The organism is Rickettsia endosymbiont of Villa modesta, from assembly GCF_964026485.1.
In the GTDB taxonomy this organism is placed as follows: Bacteria; Pseudomonadota; Alphaproteobacteria; order Rickettsiales; family Rickettsiaceae; genus Rickettsia; species Rickettsia asembonensis.
In genome coordinates this window covers 337,329-358,933 of sequence record NZ_OZ032157.1, presented here as the reverse complement: position 1 = coordinate 358,933, position 21,605 = coordinate 337,329, and the positions used below count along the sequence as shown (strand labels likewise).

Here is a 21,605-nt window from a genome sequence, read left to right as displayed (position 1 = left end):
AAATAAACCTCAAAAAACAAGTTTTTTGTCGGTTTTACTGGATTCCTGCTTTCGCAGGAATGACATAGGAGTCATGCAACAAAGTCACCGCTTAATATAAAATGAAGGCTACAATTATATCGCCGATTATATTTTCCTTCAAATATTTCGCAATGAAAACCTAAAGCACGATAAAAATTTACTGCACTATCATCAGTTTCAGCTGTTATTTTCTTTAAAGTAAAATGACTAATTATATATAAAATTAATTGTTTTCCGATTCCTTGAGATCGAAAAGTTTTTAATACGCTAATATGCCTAATTATAGCCTGTATAGATAATACTCCAATTATACCAATTAAGTTTTCTTCTATAAAACATCCGATAAGATGCAGCTTAGTATTTTTATAACTTTCTAATACTTGGCTAATTTTTTCAGTAGTAGGATTACTATGCTATCTGCTATAAGAATAGATAAATCTTTTTCGGTAAAATTTACCACTCTAAATGTAAATATCGGTTGCATAATAATATTGTAGAATTAAAGATTAATTGATATACTTCACTGCTTTTTGCTATAAGTATAATTTTTCTTTAAGTTTTTAACAAATTTATTTATGAAAACAACATCTCATCCCGTCTCTTTTTTATGGTCGGTTGTATAAATATTGCTATCTTATTATGATGATGGCACCGTTTGCGAGTGCTTTTTATTCTATTTTATATAACTATGCCATAAAGCTTTTGCTGGATTTATTTACTCAAAATGAACATTTGCACAAAGTTATAAACCGGTAATGGTTTTTATAGCTGCACAAGCAATACTTGATGTAGCTTGGCGTGTTCACAATTTTGCCCAGCTTAAAGCAATGCCTTATATCTTTCAAGATATGATGAATAAAATATGTCATCACTGTTTTAATTTGTCATATACCTATTTTCAAAATAACCTTTCCGGTTCTATAGTCGGAAGAGTACGGGGCATAGGTGATAATTATTCTAAAATGCACCAAGCAATTGAGTATAAATTAAGCCAAACTCTACTTATTACATTATTTTCCGGTGTTACTCTTGCCTATATTAATATTAAAATATTTATTATTATTGTTGGTTTTATTGCTGTTTATTTACCTCTTGCATTACGGTTTTTTATCAAACTTGCAAGAATGGAGCAAGATAAGCAAGATTCTTGGTATAATTTATTTGGTATCGTAGCTGATTGTATACCTCTAGTAAATGAAAAATTGTCAAAGAAGTCAGCAAGTGTTATTAAGTAAGAATGGATTTATAGAAAATTAACATCAGTAGAAAAAGAAGAATTAAAGCTTTACCATAGAAGCGAAAGGGATAAGAGGATTTGTGATAGAATCAAAGCTGTTTTCATGTATGATGATAGCTATAGTATTGATGAGATATCGAAAGTGTTATTACTGAGTGATGGGGAGGGATAAGAAAACATTTAATAGATTATCATAATGCTCAGAAGCTTAAGCCTGGAAATGGCGGTAGTGATAGTAAACTTACTAGACAGGAGGAAGCAGAGTTAATAGTTCATCTAGAAAATAATAATTATGTGTATGCTAGAGATATAGGTTTGTTCATAGAACGTCAATATGGAGTAATCTATACATTAGCTGGGGTAATCAAGCTGTTACACAGACTTGGTTTTAGTTATCAGAAACCTAAGTTAATTCCTGGAAAAATAGATTTAGCTAAGCAAGAGGAATTTAAGCTGCAATATAGTTTGCTAAAAAATAATTTAGCTAAAGATGAGTCTATTTATTTTATGGATAGTGTTCATCCTCAATACCAAACTCGAGCAAGATTTGGTTGGATTAGAAAGAATGTAGTTAAAACATTACCAAGTTTCAGTGGTTGGAAGCGTAAACATATTATTGGTGCTATTAATCTTAAGGATTTAGAGGTAGTAACAACTGACAATCCTAAGGTTAATGGTGATTATATTATTGAATTTTTAAAGAAATTAGAAGCAAATAATCAAGATAAAAGTAAGATTTATTTGATATGCGATAATGCTGGATATCATAGGTCAAAAAAGGTAAAAGAATATCTACAATACAGTAAAATAGAGTTACTATTTTTGCCAGCATATAGTCCTAATTTGAATCCAATTGAACGACTGTGGAAATTTATGCATTCTGTTGTAAGTAACAATAAATTTTATGCGAATTTTGAGACATTTACTGATTCTATACGAATATTTTTTGAAAATATTGAAAAATATAAAAATAAAATTTCTTCATTGGTAAATGACAATTTTCAAACCATTGTGCCTAATCATTTTAACAACTCTTCATGTTGAAGAAGTATATACAAATACTCCTATCAAATATACCCAATATACTAAGTTCAATATTATAGAGATAATGAGATCATATTTATAATATCTAGTTGTTAAAATATTATGCACATTATGATAATAATCTTCTATTTTATTTAATTCTCTCTGTTTTGCTGCAAATGAAAAAATAGTAAAGATATTTGTTATATACTTCTTCAACATGAAGAGTTGTTAAAATGATTAGGCACAATGGTTTGAAAATTGTCATTTACCAATGAAGAAATTTTATTTTTATATTTTTCCATATTTTCAAAAAATATTCGTATAGAATCAGTAAATGTCTCAAAATTCGCATAAAATTTATTGTTACTTACAACAGAATGCATAAATTTCCACAGTCGTTCAATTGGATTCAAATTAGGACTATATGCTGGCAAAAATAGTAACTCTATTTTACTGTATTGTAGATATTCTTTTACCTTTTTTGACCTATGATATCCAGCATTATCGCATATCAAATAAATCTTACTTTTATCTTGATTATTTGCTTCTAATTTCTTTAAAAATTCAATAATATAATCACCATTAACCTTAGGATTGTCAGTTGTTACTACCTCTAAATCCTTAAGATTAATAGCACCAATAATATGTTTACGCTTCCAACCACTGAAACTTGGTAATGTTTTAACTACATTCTTTCTAATCCAACCAAATCTTGCTCGAGTTTGGTATTGAGGATGAACACTATCCATAAAATAAATAGACTCATCTTTAGCTAAATTATTTTTTAGCAAACTATATTGCAGCTTAAATTCCTCTTGCTTAGCTAAATCTATTTTTCCAGGCATTAACTTAGGTTTCTGATAACTAAAACCAAGTCTGTGTAACAGCCTGATTACCCCAGCTAATGTATAGATTACTCCATATTGACGTTCTATGAACAAACCTATATCTCTAGCATACACATAATTATTATTTTCTAGATGAACTATTAACTCTGCTTCCTCCTGTCTAGTAAGTTTACTATCACTACCGCCATTTCCAGGCTTAAGCTTCTGAGCATTATGATAATCTATTAAATGTTTTCTTATCCCTCCCCATCACTCAGTAATAACACTTTCGATATCTCATCAATACTATAGCTATCATCATACGTGAGAACAGCTTTGATTCTATCACAAATCCTCTTATCCCTTTCGCTTCTATGGTAAAGCTTTAATTCTTCTTTTTCTACTGATGTTAATTTTCTATAAATCCATTCTTACTTAATAACACTTGCTGACTTCTTTGACAATTTTTCATTTACTAGAGGTATACGCGGCTGTTCAAGATGAAGTGTGTCTTTCAAATTCTTAATTATAAACGAATGAGTGTTCACGGATTTTTCACTGCCACCCTACAGCTTAACCATGAGATCAAGAAAAATAACTTCAATATTGATATAGAAGTTACATATTTGATAAAATAAATCTATAAAAAACAAGCTTTTTATAGGTTTTACTGGATTCCCGCTCCTAGCTAGGAATGACATAAAACGATCCACGCAACAATATTGATTAAGTTAGGTAGGATGACAATTTCTCTAACTGAACAATACTTTAAATTATTTACCGACAACTTGTTTTCTTTCTTGATCTATCATAGCCATGGCATTCATAAATTCTAATACTCTAGCATCACCAAAAATCTGATCTATAGTTTTATCATTAAAGGTTAGTCCGGTATCTTTACCTTTCACGTCAACTACTAAAGATTCACCATTTTTTAATTCAGAGTTTTTACTAAAAGCTTCTATTGCCCTAAAGCCGTATTGCTTTATTACTGAAGATTGTTTTCCTAGATTTAAAGCAAATTCCTTAGAATCTTCTATTTTATTAAGCACCGGTACAATAGCATCATTAGTATAATTCACAAAATTATTTATAACCGCATTTGGATCCGATAATTTTATTACACTTTCTAGATTCAGAGGATTATCTAAATTAGGCATATCAATATCAATAGCAAAATTAAAATCATCCATCACAAGATTAGTTTTACCGGATAATTTTTTTGCTTCAGGAGCAAACTCACCTTTTAAATTAAATTCGGAATTATTTATTTTTGCAAAAACACCCATTACTTTTTCTCCGTCTTCTTGAGTAATAGGGCTAGTTAGTTTAAAAATTTTATCTAACTCGGCTCTTTTATTTAAACCATTACTAAAGTAGCTTCCTAAAGCTTCAACTGCTGTTTTTTGGTATGTTTCAGAAGGTTCTATAGTAGATTTAATATTTAAAGCAAAATCAAAAATTTTATCTTTTTCTATATTTAATTTATATAAATTACTTTCTACTTTTCCTTTTCTTTCAATATCGCAAGAGAATAAAAACGGTTTACCTTTTACTAATTCTCCTAACATCTGCATAAAAATAACAGCATGCATATTTTCATCTTGCTTTTGATTTAGAGAAAAGTTTTGAATTAATAATTTTCCAAGAGCTAATAGCTCATCACTATATTTAAGCTTTAATTTGGAATTGTAAGAAATAGGTAAATTCAATATATCTAACTTTGTCAAACCATACTCAAAGGAAGCAGTATCAGAGTCATTAGCTATTTTATCTCTAAAAAATTCAAAAATTTTATCATATAAATTTCTTCTATAATTTTCAGAAATAAAAGAAACAGTATTTTCTCCATCCAAAATTAACAAATTAAGGTTATCTGATGTTTTAGTATTAGTAATTACAGAATTGCTAATATCACTTTCTGCTAATTTTTCTGCATCTAAAGAACTATAAAGAGTTGATTTATTGTCACTCAAGCTTAATTTCCAATAATCAGGCTCTCTATTAAATAAAGATTTTCTAAACCAAATTGTTGTATGATGATCAGGCGAGTAAAAAATATTTTTTTCATCTTGAGCGGTAGTAATTTTTACGTCATTTCCGTAAGAATCAATTTTTGTAATATTTAAAAACGGTATATGCCTAATAGCTATTTCATCAAAATAAAAATCTATAGGTTTTAACATTACTTTATTTAAAGTAATACTAAATCCATATTTATTAACTTTTATTGAATCATAAGTTATATATTCCCCGTATTCATCGAGAATAGAGATAATATTCTCTTTACTTTGATGTTCAAATTTATAGGCAGCATATCCCCATCCCACTAAGATTAGAGCTATAAAACTTATTATAATAAATCGTATTTTCATCTTTTTTACTGTAAAAAATTATTAAAAATCAAAAATGTTATCCTTGTGTGGATATCAAATCGTCATTGCGAGGAAATTTACAATAGTAAATTGACGAAGCAATCTCAGGAATTTGTTATTATTTCATGAGATTGCCACGTCGCCTACGGCTCCTCGCAGTGACGATGAAACCGAACCATGCAACACCGGTATGACATCGGAGTGTTTTTCAAGTCCAAAATAGCATATATCGCTTTAAAAATATATTTATTTTTCTTTTAAACGATCAGCTATTAGCTGATATGATTCAAAAGCTTTATTAGGCTCGTTTTCAAGCAATTCAAATCCCAATTTTTCATTACTGTTAATATGCCATAACCTACAATTATCCGGACTAATTTCATCAGTTAACATAATGATAGATTCTTCACCGTTAAACACACGCCCAAATTCTAATTTACATTCAACAAGACGAATCCCGACACCGATAAATAAGCCGCTTAGAAAATCATATATACGCAAAGCTTGCTCTTTTACCGCTTTAATTTCATCCCTAGTTAACCAGCCGAAATTTAATATTTGATACTCATTAACTATCGGATATTTAAATTCACGACTTCGGACCTTAAAATCAATGATTGGTTTATCAAATACATACCCTTCATCCATACCGAATTCTTTTACAAATCTACCGCACGCTACCGATGATATTATTACTTGTACCGGAAAAACCTCAACATATTGAATTAATTGCTCCCTCATATTTATTTTTTCAATAAAATGATTTTCAATGCCGTTCATTTCCAGTTTATCCATTAGAAAGGAAGAAATATTATTATTAAGTACCCCCTTGCCTGAGACCTCAATAATTTCACCGCTTTCTAAGGTAACATTATCGGAAAAGGCCATTATAAGTAAAAAATCTTCTTCGGCGGAATATAAAATTTTATTTGAACCTTTGTAAAGTTGTGTTTTCATTTGTTATTTTCTCAAAATTTACTTAAGTAGTCCGTGCCACCCCGTGGCTTGACCACGGGGTCCAGTTAAAAATACTACGATTATCAGTATTTTTAGCTGCATTTCTAGATACCGTGGTCAAGCCATGGTATGACATACTGACACTTTGCGATCTATGCATCTACTCGAAGATCATTTGGACCGATAATTGCCGATGTAGTAATACCACTAAATATTTTATTTGCCGTATTAATAATGTCATCGGCTTTTATATGCGTAATAATTTCCATAATCTCTTCAGGAGAAATATATTTACCAAAAGCTGCATAATTTTTACCAATTTCTTCTGATTTATAAGCTACTTTTTCTTGTGCCATCAACAAATTACTTCGTAGTTGCGTTTTAGCTCTAATCATCTCTTCTTCATTAACTTTCTCAGTCATCTTGTTTATTTCGGTTTTAAGCTCTTTGTATAATAACTCCAATTTATCATGTGCGGTACTTGCATAAATAGTAAATACACCACTATCAGAATATGTACTATTATAACTACCCACTGCATATGCAAGACCTAATTTTTCACGAATATGCTGAAATAAACGTGAAGACATACCACCTCCGAATATTATAGCAAGTAACTGGGTTCGGTAAAGCCTTTCTAAGTTAATATAAGGCGTTCCTTCAAAACCAAGAATTAAAGTAGTCTGCTCTAAATCCTTATTGATAAAGCTATTACCTCCTATATATTTTGCAGGAAGAAAATTACTTTTTTCTCCTTGCTTTAAAGAGGAAAACAATCGCTCTGCACTACTTACTATTTTATCGTGATCAACATTACCGGCAACCGATAAATACAAATTTCCAGCGTTATAATGTTTATCTATAAAACTCAAAAAATGCTCTTTAGTAAAACTAGATAATGTTTTGCTTGTTCCAAGAATCGGTTTACCAAGCGGCTGATCCTTATAAACACTGCTATAAAACTTCTCATATATCAAATCATCCGGATTATCTTGACTATGTGCTATTTCCTGTAATATTACCTGATATTCCTTTGCTATCTCTTCTTCAGCAAAGATAGAATTTTGTATTATATCGCCAAGTATATTAAGTGCTTTATCACAATTTTCGGATAATACTCGTGCATAATATATTGTTTTTTCATGACCTGTATAAGCGTTAAAATGACCGCCTATTTCATCAAATTCTTCGGCTATTTGTTTTGCCGTTCTTGTTGTTGTACCTTTAAAAGCCATATGCTCAAGAAAATGAGAAATGCCCTCTTCTTCAGGATTTTCATAACGGCTTCCGACTTTAACAATTAAATTTATTGCTACCGAATTAACATAAGGCATATTATAGGTTAAAATTGTCAAGCCGTTTTTTAATTTACTAACGTTAAAATTTTCTTTCATAATTTATTTTTTACTTTCTAAATCGTCATTGCGAGGAGGTGTTGTTGCGTGGATCAATTTCACCTCTGTCATCCCGTGGCTTGACCACGGGTTCCAGTTAAAAATACTAAAATTATTAGTATTTTTTATTGTTTTTATGGACCTAGTTAGCAAGCCACGGGGTGACACAGTGGGTTTTACCAGTCTACGCAACAATGCCTTGCGAGGAGGCGTTGCTCACGTGGATCGGTTTTCCGTCTGAGCTAAGAAGAATTACATAGCAATCAAGGCGAAGCAATCCAGTTAAAAATTCTGTAAATCAGAATTTTTTTTATTATTTTCTGGATTGCAGCAAAGCTTCGCTCCTCGCAATGACGATTTAGTATCCATGCAATAATGCCCATAGTCGCTCACAATGACGTTTTTTGATTTAAGCGATGACTCTCTTAACTTCGCAAGCCTTAGAAATCTTGCAAAGGCAAAAATCATTGAATCTACAAAGCCGTCAAAACCGAATACAAAATAGCGTCTGATAAAAAACGCTTTAAAAAACCACCATATAATTTCAGTTGTTAAACGAAAATTTGAAAGCTTTTTTCCTTGCTTAACTAAATCTTTTGCTTGCTCGCTAGAATAAAAATTTGCTTTAGTTACCAACTGCTCAACTGAAGTACCGGAATAATGATAAGCAGTTTCATTTAATAGATAAATTTTACCTGCAAAATCGACATCTTTGTTAAATACCACCGAATCATGAGTAGTACTATTTACGGTATTTGCAAAACTTGCAAATTTTTTATTATACAACCGAGTACATTTATTAAACGGAGCAAACATTCGTGGCTTTTGGTCATTACGATGCATTATTAACAGCTTTATTTGATAAGCCAAATAACGATCTTGATTATGAGAGGCAAAAATATACTCTATTTCGTCTTGTAACTCTTTAGACAACTCCTCATCGGCATCAATATTAAGAATCCAATCATTTACGCAAAGACTTTCGGCAAAAGATTTCTGCCCTACATAGCCAAGCCACGGCTTTACTATTACCTTTGCTCCTAATTTTTCAGCTATATTAACCGTATCATCTGTGCTTTCGCTATCGACTACTATAACTTCATCGACAATATTTTTTACGCTATTTATAGCTCGTGCTATTCTTGCAGCTTCATTTTTGGTAATAATAAATGCTGAGATTTTTTCCATATATCTATACTTTAAATGTCATTACATATATTTAATGTCATTCCTGCGAAAGCAGGAATCCATCATAAAGCGAGCTTTTAATTTCAAAAAATTGCTGTATTTATATTTTTTTTGGATTCCTGCTTTCGCAGGAATGACATCGAACACTTTTCTCAAACCATGCAACAAGACCTCTTTTAGCTAGGAATGACATTACTGCACTGTACTAACAATAATTTTACCCTATCATCCTAAACACCAACTTAACTACATAAGTTAAAAGTAGCGTGGATAATAATCCGCTGAACCATAGAATAATAAACCATTGCCACCCTTTTAGACAAGAGGTTATTTTTTTAATATATCGGATGATGAGATGATTTGCCACGGAATATATAATAACAATAGAAAGTATAGCCAAGTATGACAGGTAGGAATATCCCAGCCCCTATCAACAGTAAAGACTGTGACTCCGGTGCTGCTGCTGCGGTTTCGAGCGTAACTTTATAAGGAACGATATATGGCCATATACTTATCGCAAGCCCTAAATATCCTAATAAAAATAACAAGATCGTATAAATAAACGGCTTTACTTCTTTTTTTTGCTTAACGGCTTTAATTAACTTAATAAATATTAAAGCAGTTACAATAGGTACAATCGATAAATAGTACATATTAGGTACACTAAACCAACGATGATTTATGTGGTTATTTAAGAAAGGAACCCATAAGCTTACAAGTCCCATAAAAAGTGCAACGTAAAATAAAATATATAAAGCAGATTTATAAGCCCAATCTTGTGTTTTCTTTTCTGTTTTCAGAATAAGCCAAGTAGCACCCAAGAGTGCATAACCGAATATTAATGCTATCCCCGTCATAACGGAGAAGGGAGTAAGAAAATCAAAGCTCCCTCCTGCAAATTCTCGTCCTTCTATCTCTATTCCTTGGACAAACGTACCAAGCATTAAACCTTGACAAAAAACAGCAATCATAGAACCGAAATGAAAAGCATAGTCCCAAATATAACGATGACCTATATGAGCCTTAAAACGGAATTCAAAAGCTACACCACGAAATATTAGGCCCAGTAACATTAATATAATAGGAATATATAAAGCCGGCATTAATAGCGAATATGCCAACGGGAAAGCTGCAAATAAACCACCGCCGCCAAGTACTAACCAAGTTTCGTTACCATCCCAAAAAGGAGCAATAGAATTGATCATTTTATGACGGCAATCATCGGTAGGGGCAAACGGAAATAAGATTCCTACTCCTAAATCAAAACCGTCTAATAAAACATATAAACAAATAGCGGTAGCTATAAGACCACCCCAAATAAGCGGTAAATCTATATAAGGTGCAAAGTTTAACATTAGGTTTTTCTTTAAATTATATCATTTACGATATTAGTATATACATTTTTTTCTTCTTTTTGTAGAGTTCTTTTAGATAAGGTTACAAATATTCTTGCTAATGTATCTCATTTGTGCTACTAATATAGTAGTAATCATTGTTAAATTTCAAGTAATTGTATGACTAAATCAGCTTTCATAAGAGCGCGAGTTGAACCGGAATTAAAAGAAGAAGCAGAAAACGTGCTTGATGAGCTTGGCATCACTCCTACACAAGCGGTTACTATGCTATATAAGTACGTAGCACGCGAACATAAATGGCCTACTACAATAAAAATTCCCAATGCCGTTACTCTAAAAACATTTGAATCAACTGATAATAAAATCGGACTAATTGCCTCTAATAACACAAAGGAAATGTTTAAAAAACTTGGTATTTAAGTTGTGTTTAGATCTATCTATACTAAATCTTTTGAAAAAGATATAAAACTAGTAATTAAGCGAGGCAAAGACCTAAATAAACTAAAAATGCTTATAGAATTATTAGTTTATAAAACAGCTTTACCTACCAAATATCGAAATCATCAACTAATCGGAAATTTTATAGGTCGAAGAGAATGTCACATAGAACCCAATTGGTTACTAATCTATAAAATTGATAATGAATGTATAATTTTTGAACGCACAGGCACTCATTCTGATTTATTTAAGTAAAAACTATTTTACTTTTCTAATAATGGGTTATTCAAACCGATCTCTCCGTACGTTTCTTTATTATCTATCGCTTCTATACCTTTCTTTATTAAATGCATTATATAATATATACCCGCTCCAAAAATGATCACATATACTACTACAAAAGCAATTAGAGAAATAAATACATATTTGCCGAGTACCGGTGATACCGTATCTACGGTTTTTAAAAAATTATATACTATATAAGGTTGTCTACTGTCTACCTACCTCGGTTACAAACCAACCGGCAAGTACTGCAATAAAACCTGAAGGTGACATTAATATATACCAATATTGAAACCAGTGCGTAGTATATAATCTTTTCTTCAAGTAAAGATATAACCCCGCAATACCTGTAAATACCATTAAGAAACCGATTCCTATCATAATACGGAAGCTAAAAAATACGACTAGCACCGGCCCGCGGACGCTCTTCTTTTGTCCATTCTTTTAACCCTTTCACTTCACCGTCTAAGCTATGCGTTAAGATTAAACTACTAACATAAGGTATTTCTATAGCATATTTTGTTTTTTCTTCTTCCCCGTCAGGAAAGCCGATAAGATTAAAAGCTGCTCCTTTTTCCGTATTCCAAATACCTTCCCCATAGCCGAAACTTTAACCGGCTGATATTTAAGAGTATTTAAACCATGCAAATCACCGATAAATATTTGAATAGGTGCAACGACTAACGCTATTAACACCGCCATAAAAAGCATAATTTTAGCATGCTCTTTATAACGATTATTTAGTAAATAAAAGCTAGCTACACCACCGATAACAAAAGAAGTAGTTAAATAAGCCGCCGTAATCATATGGAAAAAGCGATATGGGAAAGAAGGGTTAAAGATAATTTCTAGCCAATTTAAAGGGAAAAAGAACCCATCGCCTCGCAGTTCAAAACCAGCAGGCGTATGCATCCAACTACTAGCTGCAAGTATCCAAAAAGCTGAGATTACAGTACCAACAGCAACTATTAACGTAGAAATAAAATGTACTTTTTTACTGACTTTATTAAAGCCGAATAACATTATACCTAAAAAAGAAGATTCGAGGAAAAAGGCAGTAAATACTTCAAAACCGAGAAGCGGACCGAGGACATTTCCAACCTTATCTGAAAAATTCGACCAATTAGTACCGAATTGATAAGACATTACAACGCCCGAAACTACTCCCATACCGAAAGTAACGGCAAAAATCTTCACCCAAAATTTGTATATTTCTTGATAAACCGGCTTTTTTGTTTTTAACCATAACCCTTCAATTACCGCTAAAAAGCTTGCAAGCCCTATAGTAAAAGCAGGAAATATTATATGAAAACTTATGGTAAAAGCAAACTGAATCCTCGATAATAATACTTGATCAAATTCCATATTTAAGCTGCTGTTTTAAGATAATAAGCTTTTTGACAATAACAATATACTCCAAGTATAATGAATTAAGTAGACGAAGTTTAATTTGGAAAAGAGCAAGGAGTCCATAAGACGAGGAGCGGAGCGTATACTTAAATACGTGAGCACCACAGTACTTATAGGACGACGCAGCCAATTTTTCAAATTAAACGAGTATACAGTATTTGATTTAATCAGCCACCTTTGCTATTATTAAATTCTATCTGATTAGTTTTAATAAATTTTCCTTTTTCGGAGTTCCAATTATAATGAACATTTACTATTCTTACTTCTGTAACATTAATATCACCATTGGGCAATTGAGTTACATCATACCCTTTTCGGATAGAATTCGTAATTAATAAACTTGCTTGACAAATATATTTTACATCAAAGAACGGAGAATCGTCTTCCTTAGACTTTTCTTGTTCTTCTAAAAAATTATTAGATAATTCCTTTTCTTGCATTTCTAATGATTTTGAAGTTATTTTCTGAATTTTGTAGCATTATTTAAGGTAAGAAGCAAGGCTTGTTTATTATTTTTCCATAGATTTAATATTTTTAGGTATATTTTTGCAAAATAATTAAATTAAAATATGCTCTGAAATAACACGAATTAATATATTATTTTAAAATTGAGGTACATTATCGTGATAAAATACCCTACTTTATCTAAATCAACATTTAGCTTAGGTATTTATTTTTTAAAATTCGATAAAGTTAAAATTACTTTATTGACTGTAATCTGTATTTTACTCGGTATGATTCCGGCAATTGATAGTATATTACTTCAGAAAATCATTGATCTAATCGAATCTTTCAGTGATGAGAACGCAAATAACCTTTTATCTTCCATGATTTACTGGGCAGTATTTTATGCTCTTTGGTGGGAGAGTATTAATATAGCATATCGTTCATATGATTATTTGTATCTAAAGACTATGCCCGTAATAAAAGGAAAAATACTAAATGAACTTTATAATTATACTCAATATCATAGCCATAAATTCTTTCAGGATAATTTAGCCGGACATATTAGCAATCGTATTACCGAAACCGCAAGATCGTTTGAGATGATTATTTCAATATTCGGTGAAAAAATTCTTCGTAAACTAGCTATTATAGTATTTGCATTAATTGCTTTATATTCCGTACATTACGTTTTTGCTACGATATTTATTTTATGGATTACGGTTTTTTTAGGGATTAGTGTTCTTTTCTCGGATAAAATCAATAAATACTCGTTAAATTATGCTAGAAGCCAATCTTTTGTTGCCGGTAGTATCGTAGATGCAATTAGCAACATTAATGCGGTTAGAATGTTTACAGCCCATAAATTTGAACGTCAACATATAGAAACAAGGGTAGAAAATGCCGTGGCTGATGAGCAGACTATGCAATTCTTTATGTTCAAATTGCGTTATGCTCTTGGGACTTCTTGTTCAATAATGATTTTTATAATGATCTATTATTTATCTAAACTTCGTAGCGAATTATCTATAAGCATAGGTGATTGCGTATTAGTGCTAACATTATGTATAAATGTAGCAGACGATATTTGGGATTTAACGCAAGAAATCGGTGATATGTTCGAGCAGATCGGGGCATTTAATCAAGGCTTATCCCTAATGGCACCGCATATTATAACGGATATTGAAAATGCCACTCCTTTAGATATCAAAGAAGGGGTTATCGAATTTAGAAATGTTACATTTAATTATCATCATAATAACAATCTATTTTATAATAAATCGGTATTAATACCGAGTAAACAAAAAGTAGGGCTAGTTGGATTTTCCGGTTCAGGGAAAACCACTTTTATTAGTTTGCTGACTAGGTTACATGATATAGAAGAAGGAATGATTTTAATAGATAATCAGAATATTAAAAACGTAACTCAAGATTCTTTAAGAAAAGCCATTAGCCTTATACCTCAAGAGCCGGTGCTTTTTCATCGTACTATTTTGGATAATATCAGATATGGAAAAAAAGAAGCTACTCTTGAGGAGGTTATAGAAGCGGCAAAATCTGCACATATTCATGATGTTATCGATAATCTACCGGACGGTTACGATACTATGTGCGGAGAGCGAGGAAATAATTTATCCGGCGGTCAGCGTCAAAGAATCATTATAGCAAGAGCCATCTTAAAAAATGCTCCTATTTTAATTCTCGATGAAGCAACAAGTAGTTTAGATAGTGAAACGGAAAGCCTGATTCAAGAGTCAATGGATTATTTAATGCAAAATAAAACCGTGATAGTCATTGCCCACAGATTATCTACTTTACTCAATATGGATAGGATTTTAGTTTTTGAAAAAGGTAGTATAATCGATGACGGTAGCCACGCAGAATTACTGAAAAATAGTAAGCTATATCAAAAATTATGGAACTCTCAAGTTAAAGGGTTGATAGTGTGAGGATGTGTGGCTTACCGTCATTGCGAGAACCGAAAAATCCGTTCGGTGTCATCCCGTGGCTTGACCACGGTATCCAGAAAACAATAAAAATACTAATAATTTTAGTATTTTTAACTGGATCCCGTGGTCAAGCCACGGGATGACAGAGGTGAATGATCCACGCAAGCAAACCTTACGTGCCATAATACCGGTCTCAACCTTTAAACTAAAATCTTATATTAAATATCGTAATATGTTATTATAATCACTTCTTTAACTGCTAATATTCTATAATGAAACTATCTGACTTTGACTTTGATTTACCAAGTGACCTTATCGCACAATATCCGGCTAGCGAACGTGATAACTCGGATTTACTAATTGCCGGGACAAAGCCTATTAAAACCAAATTCTACAACATATTAGATTACTTAAAAGAAGGTGATTTATTAGTCTTTAATAACAGTAAAGTGATAAAAGCAAAGTTACATTTAGGGAAGAATATTACAATAAATTTGAATCAAAAATTATCTGATAATTGTTGGTCGGCTTTTGCTAAACCGGCTCGAAAACTTAATATAGGCGATGAGTTTTATTTTGATAATCATAAGGTAATTATTACTGAGAAATCCGCAATGGGTGAGATTAAAGTAAAATTTGAACTTGATAATATTTCGGTATTTGAATTTTTGGACAAATACGGTGAGATGCCGCTACCGGTTTATATTAGGCGTTCACATTCATTGTGTCATACCCGTAGTGCTTCCACTATGTCACCCCGTGGCTTGACCACGGGGTCCAAAAAATATTTAAATAATGACTGGATACCGTGGCGGGGCCACGGTATGACAAACCCTAAAAACGACAACGAACGCTATCAAACAATCTATAGTCAAATAGAAGGTTCGGTTGCAGCACCAACGGCAGGGTTGCACTTTACAAAGGATATACTTGATAAGCTTAAAGCAAAAGGCGTACATACCGCTTTTGTAACCTTACATGTGGGAGCAGGAACTTTTTTACCTATAAAAACCGAAAATATTCATGAGCATAAAATGCATACCGAATATTGCTCTATTACTCCTGAAACTGCTGAAATCATCAACAAAGTAAAGCAAGAAGGGAGGCGTATTATCGCAGTCGGCACCACCACGCTTAGAACTCTTGAGAGTGCTTGCAACAACGGCATCGTAAAAGCAGGTAGTTTTGAAACTGATATTTTTATAACTCCCGGCTTTAAATTTCAAACGGCCGATATGCTGCTTACTAATTTCCATTTCCCTAAATCTACTTTATTTATGCTTATATGTGCTTTTGCCAGCTTTAAAGAGATGCATGAATTATATAAATATGCTATAAAAGAAAAAATGCGTTTTTTCAGCTATGGCGATGCAACACTTTTGTATAGGAAATGATAATTACAATCGTCAAGAGCGAAGGGCGTTGTCGCATGGCTCTTCTATGTCATTCCCGCGTAGGCGGGAATCTAGAAAAAAGCATAAATACAGCAAGCTTTTGAAATTAAAAGCTCGCTTTATGCTGGATTGTATCTTGAAGCAAGTATTGAAAAGAGTATAGAGTAGAAAATAAGGAGTGATACCGTTTAACTGGATGGATCATAAAAGATCGAAGGAATCTAGGTACACACCTCATAATCTACAAAGTGTTGTAGTACGAACGGTAGGATGGTCCTGAAGAGATCGAATTTACAATCCTGTAATCGCACTTTGAACAACGTTAACAAGGTATCAGAAATGACAGAAGAAAACAAGTTATTTATAGGTATAGATGTATCAAAAGCAACATTAGATATATCTATGAATAAAAAACATTATAAAATTAAAAATACAGATGAAGCAATAACTGATTTTATAAAATCAGTTATTGCTTCTAATAAAATTAAGCTTTGTGTATTAGAATCGACGGAAGGTTATGAGCGTCTTGTAATGAAGAAGCTTCAAGAGTGGGATATTGTGGTACATAGAACACACCCAAATAAGGTATATGCTTTTGCTAAAGCTAGTAACCATTTTGCAAAGACTGATAAATTAGATGCGATATTACTAGAGTAATACTCCAAAAGATGTCCTAAGTAAAGCTTTTCAGTTTAGTCTTATCGATGATGAAAAAATGTGGCTTGGAATGCGTGATGACCGCAATAATACTTCTCATGTTTATAAATATGAGGATGCAAAACAAGTTTTTGAGAATATAAAGTTATATCTGCCGATTTTAGAAAAAACATATAACAAACTAGAGAAAAAATATTTTGGATGATAAAATTCTCTACTTCATTAATACTAGATACAAAACAATCTGCTTTACTAGAAGAATTAAAACAACTAGCAGCAGAACTTAATAAGCCTAAAAGTTTATTCAAATTCTTTAATCAAAACAATTTAAAAAGCGGAATTTATTTATACGGTCCGGTGGGCAGCGGTAAAACTATGCTCATGAATTCTTTTTTTGAAGAGATACGCATACCTAAAATCATTATCCATTATCAGAACTTTATGCAGGAAATTCATAAATCTATGCATAAATTACAAACAGAAAATCAGAAAGATATCATCCCTAAAATTGCTAAAAACTATGCTAAACAAACTAAACTGTTATGTATAGATGAGTTTGAAATTAAAGACATTACCGATGCAATGATAATAGGCAGATTATTTAATGAATTAATAAAGCAAAATATTTTTATTTTTATAACCTCTAACACGAGTCCCAATAATCTTTACAAAGACGGATTACAACGAGAATCTTTCTTACCTTTTATAAAGATAATCAATAATACATTTTACGTTAAATATCTAGATAATCACCATGATTATCGATTTGATAAAGCATTAGGAGTTAAAGGGGCAAGGATAATTTATCCCTTAACTTTAGAAAACCAAAACAAACTTGAAAAAATTATCACAGATATTAGTGATAATAATCTCGTTTCTCAAAATATACAGGTTCTAGGTAGAGAAATATCCTTTCAAAAAGTACATAAAAGAATACTAGTAACAGATTATAATGAATTATTTACAAGAGACTTAAGCTATATCGATTATGTTAATATTTGTCAAAATTTCAACGTTATTATAGTGGGGAATGTTCATACTATCGATGCTAATGATACAAATACAGCCGTTAGATTTATCAACTTTATCGATAATGCCTATTTCTATAAAATACTTTTATTTATAAGCCTAGAAGATAACCCAAATAAAATATATCAAGGTTCAGCACGAGCCGCAGAATTCAAACGCACTATTTCAAGACTAAATGAAATGAATAGCGAATCTTATTTATTAAATAGATTTCATGTATACCTCTAGTAAATGAAAAATTGTCAAAGAAGTCAGCAAGTGTTATTAAGTAAGAATGGATTTATAGAAAATTAACATCAGTAGAAAAAGAAGAATTAAAGCTTTACCATAGAAGCGAAAGGGATAAGAGGATTTGCGATAGAATCAAAGCTGTTCTCATGTATGATGATAGCTATAGTATTGATGAGATATCGAAAGTGTTATTACTGAGTGATGAAGGGATAAGAAAACATTTAATAGATTATCATAATGCTCAGAAGCTTAAGCCTGGAAATGGCGGTAGTGATAGTAAACTTACTAGACAGGAGGAAGCAGAGTTAATAGTTCATCTAGAAAATAATAATTATGTGTATGCTAGAGATATAGGTTTGTTCATAGAACGTCAATATGGAGTAATCTATACATTAGCTGGGGTAATCAAGCTGTTACACAGACTTGGTTTTAGTTATCAGAAACCTAAGTTAATGCCTGGAAAAATAGATTTAGCTAAGCAAGAGGAATTTGAGCTGCAATATAGTTTGCTAAAAAATAATTTAGCTAAAGATGAGTCTATTTATTTTATGGATAGTGTTCATCCTCAATACCAAACTCGAGCAAAATTTGGTTGGATTAGAAAGAATGTAGTTAAAACATTACCAAGTTTCAGTGGTTGGAAGCGCAAACATATTATTGGTGCTATTAATCTTAAGGATTTAGAGGTAGTAACAACTGACAATCCTAAGGTTAATGGTGATTATATTATTGAATTTTTAAAGAAATTAGAAGCAAATAATCAAGATAAAAGTAAGATTTATTTGATATGCGATAATGCTGGATATCATAGGTCAAAAAAGGTAAAAGAATATCTACAATACAGTAAAATAGAGTTACTATTTTTGCCAGCATATAGTCCTAATTTGAATCCAATTGAACGACTGTGGAAATTTATGCATTCTGTTGTAAGTAACAATAAATTTTATGCGAATTTTGAGACATTTACTGATTCTATACGAATATTTTTTGAAAATATTGAAAAATATAAAAATAAAATTTCTTCATTGGTAAATGACAATTTTCAAACCATTGTGCCTAATCATTTTAACAACTCTTCATGTTGAAGAAGTATACACTCGGAACAATAGCAGCTCTTGCTGTTGCAACACTTGTAACTTCAACAAATCTTAATTGGCGTTATGCTTTTTTATTTGGAGCATTTGTTGCCATTACCGGTACTATAGCAAGAACGACCCTTAAAGAAACACCTGATTTTATTGATGCTAAAAGACGTATAAAATTAGCTATAGAAAAAACCAGCTTAGACCCTAAAAAAATTGAAAATAATGATATTGTAAAAGAAAAAACAAATTTAAAAACTATTTTATGTTATTTTTTAATTAAATGTGCCTACCCTATATGGAATTACTTCGGTTATTTTTATTGTGGAAATATTTTAACCGAAGATTTTGGATATAGTCCTGCTGAAGTTATTCAACATAATTTTTATATTTCAATCGGTGATATTTTAGGCTGTATATTCTTGAATATCTAAGTTATAAAATTTATCCTCTAAAGATATTAAGAACTACCTTTTATATTCTTGTGATATATACTTCTTCAACATGAAGAGTTGTTAAAATGATTAGGCACAATGGTTTGAAAATTGTCATTTACCAATGAAGAAATTTTATTTTTATATTTTTCAATATTTTCAAAAAATATTCGTATAGAATCAGTAAATGTCTCAAAATTCGCATAAAATTTATTGTTACTTACAACAGAATGCATAAATTTCCACAGTCGTTCAATTGGATTCAAATTAGGACTATATGCTGGCAAAAATAGTAACTCTATTTTACTGTATTGTAGATATTCTTTTACCTTTTTTGACCTATGATATCCAGCATTATCGCATATCAAATAAATCTTACTTTTATCTTGATTATTTGCTTCTAATTTCTTTAAAAATTCAATAATATAATCACCATTAACCTTAGGATTGTCAGTTGTTACTACCTCTAAATCCTTAAGATTAATAGCACCAATAATATGTTTACGCTTCCAACCACTGAAACTTGGTAATGTTTTAACTACATTCTTTCTAATCCAACCAAATCTTGCTCGAGTTTGGTATTGAGGATGAACACTATCCATAAAATAAATAGACTCATCTTTAGCTAAATTATTTTTTAGCAAACTATATTGCAGCTTAAATTCCTCTTGCTTAGCTAAATCTATTTTTCCAGGAATTAACTTAGGTTTCTGATAACTAAAACCAAGTCTGTGTAATAGCTTGATTACCCCAGCTAATGTATAGATTACTCCATATTGACGTTCTATGAACAAACCTATATCTCTAGCATACATATAATTATTATTTTCTAGATGAACTATTAACTCTGCTTCCTCCTGTCTAGTAAGTTTACTATCACTACCGCCATTTCCAGGCTTAAGCTTCTGAGCATTATGATAATCTATTAAATGTTTTCTTATCCCTTCATCACTCAGTAATAACACTTTCGATATCTCATCAATACTATAGCTATCATCATACATGCGAACAGCTTTGATTCTATCGCAAATCCTCTTATCCCTTTCGCTTCTATGGTAAAGCTTTAATTCTTCTTTTTCTACTGATGTTAATTTTCTATAAATCCATTCTTACTTAATAACACCTGCTGACTTCTTTGACAATTTTTCATTTACTAGAGGTATATAATTAATCTAGGCAAAATTTGTAGCAGCCAATGATACCAATTTTCAGAACCAGAAGATGAAATTACTGCTAATTTTCCATTAAAATATAAAGGATTTTCTGTATTAATATCTCGTTTCTTATTTAATAAACGATGTTGATCACCTAAGCTTGTTTGAGTATCTTGTAGAATATAACCTTCTTGAGTTAAAATTCCACCTTCATTAATTACTGTGCCATTTGGTAACTCTAAAATAAATTGCTCTGTATTTTTTTCTTTAAATAACTTTTTAATTTCTATGTTAGATTTTAGCGATTCTATGGAAATAAGTTGATGTTTATTCTTTAATGCATAAGCATTACTAATATAGAAGAGGATAAGAATTATGAATGTAAAATATCTCATAAAGAGAAAAAAAGATAATTAAAAATTTGCATTGCTAGCTTGGCAGCGACTTACTCTCCCATGCCTTATGACATAGTACCATTAGCACTATGAGGTTTCACGTTCGAGTTCGGGATGGGATCGTGTGTTTCACTCATGCTATAACCACCAAGCTAGCAATACAAACTTTCAAAAAGATAGATTTGTATTATAGTTTGCTGTTAATGTTGTTGCATGACTAAATTTGTCATTCCTGCGGAAGCAGGAATCTAAATATTAAAAATTTTTCTAGATACCGTGGCGGGACCACGGTACGACATTATTAGCTGTGCAATAACATTTTTATT

Annotated in this window: 22 protein-coding genes, 1 rRNA gene and 4 pseudogenes; 12 read left to right on the top strand and 15 right to left on the bottom strand. The window is 31.4% G+C overall.

Going from position 1 to position 21,605, the window contains the following annotated elements:
- Positions 1-71: 71 nt before the first annotated feature.
- On the bottom strand, positions 72-374 hold the full coding sequence (locus tag AC5584_RS01970; RefSeq protein WP_499216905.1) for a GNAT family N-acetyltransferase: 303 nt from the start codon (positions 372-374) through the stop codon (positions 72-74).
- Positions 375-776: 402 nt separating this feature from the next.
- Here AC5584_RS01970 and AC5584_RS01965 point away from each other — a divergent pair, with 402 nt between their 5' ends.
- Together AC5584_RS01965 and AC5584_RS01960 are read left to right on the top strand one after the other, a co-directional pair.
- Positions 777-1,256 carry an ABC transporter transmembrane domain-containing protein gene (locus tag AC5584_RS01965; RefSeq protein ID WP_499216666.1) on the top strand — a complete coding sequence of 160 codons (480 nt, stop codon included), beginning with the start codon at positions 777-779 and terminating at the stop codon, positions 1,254-1,256.
- 170 nt (positions 1,257-1,426) lie between these two features.
- Positions 1,427-2,302 (top strand): IS630 family transposase, encoded by an 876-nt coding sequence (locus tag AC5584_RS01960; RefSeq protein ID WP_499216904.1) that lies wholly within the window; start codon positions 1,427-1,429, stop codon positions 2,300-2,302.
- Here the strand turns inward: AC5584_RS01960 and AC5584_RS01955 are convergent.
- The 9 genes and pseudogenes from AC5584_RS01955 to cydB form a co-directional block, all read right to left on the bottom strand.
- Positions 2,294-2,503: a hypothetical protein gene (locus AC5584_RS01955; protein WP_499216665.1), complete on the bottom strand. Its 210-nt coding sequence runs from the start codon at positions 2,501-2,503 to the stop codon at positions 2,294-2,296. The two genes, AC5584_RS01960 and AC5584_RS01955, sit on opposite strands and share 9 nt — an antisense overlap.
- A complete protein-coding gene (locus tag AC5584_RS01950; protein ID WP_499216903.1) occupies positions 2,497-3,357 on the bottom strand; it encodes an IS630 family transposase in 861 nt (286 codons plus the stop codon). The genes AC5584_RS01955 and AC5584_RS01950 overlap by 7 nt, the downstream gene beginning before the upstream one ends.
- Before the next feature lie 527 nt (positions 3,358-3,884).
- Complete coding sequence (locus AC5584_RS01945; RefSeq protein ID WP_499216664.1) at positions 3,885-5,486, bottom strand: phosphoribosylaminoimidazolesuccinocarboxamide synthase; 1,602 nt, start codon at positions 5,484-5,486, stop codon at positions 3,885-3,887.
- Positions 5,487-5,732: 246 nt separating this feature from the next.
- Positions 5,733-6,443 carry a phosphoribosylaminoimidazolesuccinocarboxamide synthase gene (locus AC5584_RS01940; RefSeq protein WP_499216663.1) on the bottom strand — a complete coding sequence of 237 codons (711 nt, stop codon included), beginning with the start codon at positions 6,441-6,443 and terminating at the stop codon, positions 5,733-5,735.
- A 22-nt stretch (positions 6,444-6,465) separates the two neighbouring features.
- Positions 6,466-6,579, bottom strand: coding sequence for a proline/betaine transporter (locus AC5584_RS01935; RefSeq protein WP_499216662.1), 114 nt, complete (start codon positions 6,577-6,579; stop codon positions 6,466-6,468).
- 16 nt (positions 6,580-6,595) lie between these two features.
- On the bottom strand, positions 6,596-7,837 hold the full coding sequence (locus tag AC5584_RS01930; RefSeq protein ID WP_499216661.1) for a M16 family metallopeptidase: 1,242 nt from the start codon (positions 7,835-7,837) through the stop codon (positions 6,596-6,598).
- 36 nt (positions 7,838-7,873) lie between these two features.
- Positions 7,874-8,038: pseudogene (locus tag AC5584_RS01925) on the bottom strand (tRNA lysidine(34) synthetase TilS); the annotation flags it as partial.
- A gap of 81 nt (positions 8,039-8,119) precedes the next feature.
- A complete protein-coding gene (locus AC5584_RS01920) occupies positions 8,120-9,025 on the bottom strand; it encodes a glycosyltransferase family 2 protein (protein ID WP_410527471.1) in 906 nt (301 codons plus the stop codon).
- A gap of 335 nt (positions 9,026-9,360) precedes the next feature.
- Positions 9,361-10,380: a cytochrome d ubiquinol oxidase subunit II gene (cydB, locus tag AC5584_RS01915; protein ID WP_499216660.1), complete on the bottom strand. Its 1,020-nt coding sequence runs from the start codon at positions 10,378-10,380 to the stop codon at positions 9,361-9,363.
- Positions 10,381-10,539: 159 nt separating this feature from the next.
- Here cydB and AC5584_RS01910 point away from each other — a divergent pair, with 159 nt between their 5' ends.
- A complete protein-coding gene (locus AC5584_RS01910) occupies positions 10,540-10,800 on the top strand; it encodes a type II toxin-antitoxin system RelB/DinJ family antitoxin (protein WP_040257140.1) in 261 nt (86 codons plus the stop codon).
- 3 nt (positions 10,801-10,803) lie between these two features.
- The gene (locus AC5584_RS01905; RefSeq protein ID WP_499216659.1) at positions 10,804-11,073 is read left to right on the top strand and encodes a type II toxin-antitoxin system YafQ family toxin; all 270 of its coding nucleotides are present in this window, start codon (positions 10,804-10,806) and stop codon (positions 11,071-11,073) included.
- 8 nt (positions 11,074-11,081) lie between these two features.
- On the opposite strand, the pseudogene AC5584_RS01900 reads toward AC5584_RS01905, so the two are convergent.
- Positions 11,082-12,465 (bottom strand): annotated as a pseudogene (locus tag AC5584_RS01900) (cytochrome ubiquinol oxidase subunit I).
- 212 nt (positions 12,466-12,677) lie between these two features.
- The gene (locus tag AC5584_RS01895; RefSeq protein WP_499216658.1) at positions 12,678-12,950 is read right to left on the bottom strand and encodes a DUF2671 domain-containing protein; all 273 of its coding nucleotides are present in this window, start codon (positions 12,948-12,950) and stop codon (positions 12,678-12,680) included.
- 183 nt (positions 12,951-13,133) lie between these two features.
- Here AC5584_RS01895 and AC5584_RS01890 point away from each other — a divergent pair, with 183 nt between their 5' ends.
- The 8 genes and pseudogenes from AC5584_RS01890 to AC5584_RS01855 all read left to right on the top strand — a co-directional run bounded on the left by AC5584_RS01890 (position 13,134) and on the right by AC5584_RS01855 (position 19,730).
- A complete protein-coding gene (locus tag AC5584_RS01890) occupies positions 13,134-14,903 on the top strand; it encodes an ABC transporter ATP-binding protein (protein WP_499216657.1) in 1,770 nt (589 codons plus the stop codon).
- The gene (locus AC5584_RS01885) at positions 14,900-15,046 is read left to right on the top strand and encodes a hypothetical protein (protein WP_499217104.1); all 147 of its coding nucleotides are present in this window, start codon (positions 14,900-14,902) and stop codon (positions 15,044-15,046) included. Before AC5584_RS01890 ends, AC5584_RS01885 begins: the two co-directional genes overlap by 4 nt.
- 129 nt (positions 15,047-15,175) lie before the next feature.
- The gene (gene queA / locus AC5584_RS01880) at positions 15,176-16,297 is read left to right on the top strand and encodes a tRNA preQ1(34) S-adenosylmethionine ribosyltransferase-isomerase QueA (RefSeq protein ID WP_499216656.1); all 1,122 of its coding nucleotides are present in this window, start codon (positions 15,176-15,178) and stop codon (positions 16,295-16,297) included.
- Between the two features lie 339 nt (positions 16,298-16,636).
- Positions 16,637-16,951, top strand: a pseudogene (locus tag AC5584_RS01875) (IS110 family transposase); the annotation flags it as partial.
- A gap of 13 nt (positions 16,952-16,964) precedes the next feature.
- Positions 16,965-17,159 (top strand): annotated as a pseudogene (locus AC5584_RS01870) (HI0074 family nucleotidyltransferase substrate-binding subunit); the annotation flags it as partial.
- Positions 17,156-18,211 carry a cell division protein ZapE gene (gene zapE / locus AC5584_RS01865; protein WP_499216655.1) on the top strand — a complete coding sequence of 352 codons (1,056 nt, stop codon included), beginning with the start codon at positions 17,156-17,158 and terminating at the stop codon, positions 18,209-18,211. The pseudogene AC5584_RS01870 and the gene zapE, both read left to right, overlap by 4 nt.
- 50 nt (positions 18,212-18,261) lie before the next feature.
- The gene (locus AC5584_RS01860) at positions 18,262-19,299 is read left to right on the top strand and encodes an IS630 family transposase (RefSeq protein ID WP_499216902.1); all 1,038 of its coding nucleotides are present in this window, start codon (positions 18,262-18,264) and stop codon (positions 19,297-19,299) included.
- Positions 19,293-19,730 carry a hypothetical protein gene (locus tag AC5584_RS01855; protein ID WP_499216654.1) on the top strand — a complete coding sequence of 146 codons (438 nt, stop codon included), beginning with the start codon at positions 19,293-19,295 and terminating at the stop codon, positions 19,728-19,730. The genes AC5584_RS01860 and AC5584_RS01855 overlap by 7 nt, the downstream gene beginning before the upstream one ends.
- A gap of 65 nt (positions 19,731-19,795) precedes the next feature.
- On the opposite strand, the gene AC5584_RS01850 is transcribed toward AC5584_RS01855, so the two are convergent.
- The 3 genes from AC5584_RS01850 to rrf all read right to left on the bottom strand — a co-directional run bounded on the left by AC5584_RS01850 (position 19,796) and on the right by rrf (position 21,431).
- Positions 19,796-20,749 carry an IS630 family transposase gene (locus AC5584_RS01850; RefSeq protein WP_499216901.1) on the bottom strand — a complete coding sequence of 318 codons (954 nt, stop codon included), beginning with the start codon at positions 20,747-20,749 and terminating at the stop codon, positions 19,796-19,798.
- Positions 20,750-20,883: 134 nt separating this feature from the next.
- A complete protein-coding gene (locus tag AC5584_RS01845) occupies positions 20,884-21,279 on the bottom strand; it encodes a hypothetical protein (protein ID WP_499216653.1) in 396 nt (131 codons plus the stop codon).
- 37 nt (positions 21,280-21,316) lie between these two features.
- Positions 21,317-21,431: ribosomal RNA gene (gene rrf, locus AC5584_RS01840) — 5S ribosomal RNA — on the bottom strand.
- Between the last annotated feature and the right edge of the window lie 174 nt (positions 21,432-21,605).

What these genes read in the sequence shown, in the direction of transcription:
- zapE (WP_499216655.1), top strand. Translation starts at nt 17,156, where the DNA reads ATGATAAAATTCTCTACTTCATTAATACTAGATACAAAACAATCTGCT.
- cydB (WP_499216660.1), bottom strand. Translation starts at nt 10,380, where the DNA reads ATGTTAAACTTTGCACCTTATATAGATTTACCGCTTATTTGGGGTGGT.
- AC5584_RS01955 (WP_499216665.1), bottom strand. Translation starts at nt 2,503, where the DNA reads ATGTTGAAGAAGTATATAACAAATATCTTTACTATTTTTTCATTTGCA.
- AC5584_RS01965 (WP_499216666.1), top strand. Translation starts at nt 777, where the DNA reads ATGGTTTTTATAGCTGCACAAGCAATACTTGATGTAGCTTGGCGTGTT.
- AC5584_RS01930 (WP_499216661.1), bottom strand. Translation starts at nt 7,837, where the DNA reads ATGAAAGAAAATTTTAACGTTAGTAAATTAAAAAACGGCTTGACAATT.
- queA (WP_499216656.1), top strand. Translation starts at nt 15,176, where the DNA reads ATGAAACTATCTGACTTTGACTTTGATTTACCAAGTGACCTTATCGCA.
- AC5584_RS01920 (WP_410527471.1), bottom strand. Translation starts at nt 9,025, where the DNA reads ATGGAAAAAATCTCAGCATTTATTATTACCAAAAATGAAGCTGCAAGA.
- AC5584_RS01895 (WP_499216658.1), bottom strand. Translation starts at nt 12,950, where the DNA reads ATGCAAGAAAAGGAATTATCTAATAATTTTTTAGAAGAACAAGAAAAG.
- AC5584_RS01910 (WP_040257140.1), top strand. Translation starts at nt 10,540, where the DNA reads ATGACTAAATCAGCTTTCATAAGAGCGCGAGTTGAACCGGAATTAAAA.
- AC5584_RS01945 (WP_499216664.1), bottom strand. Translation starts at nt 5,486, where the DNA reads ATGAAAATACGATTTATTATAATAAGTTTTATAGCTCTAATCTTAGTG.
- AC5584_RS01940 (WP_499216663.1), bottom strand. Translation starts at nt 6,443, where the DNA reads ATGAAAACACAACTTTACAAAGGTTCAAATAAAATTTTATATTCCGCC.
- AC5584_RS01845 (WP_499216653.1), bottom strand. Translation starts at nt 21,279, where the DNA reads ATGAGATATTTTACATTCATAATTCTTATCCTCTTCTATATTAGTAAT.
- AC5584_RS01855 (WP_499216654.1), top strand. Translation starts at nt 19,293, where the DNA reads ATGTTGAAGAAGTATACACTCGGAACAATAGCAGCTCTTGCTGTTGCA.
- AC5584_RS01935 (WP_499216662.1), bottom strand. Translation starts at nt 6,579, where the DNA reads ATGTCATACCATGGCTTGACCACGGTATCTAGAAATGCAGCTAAAAAT.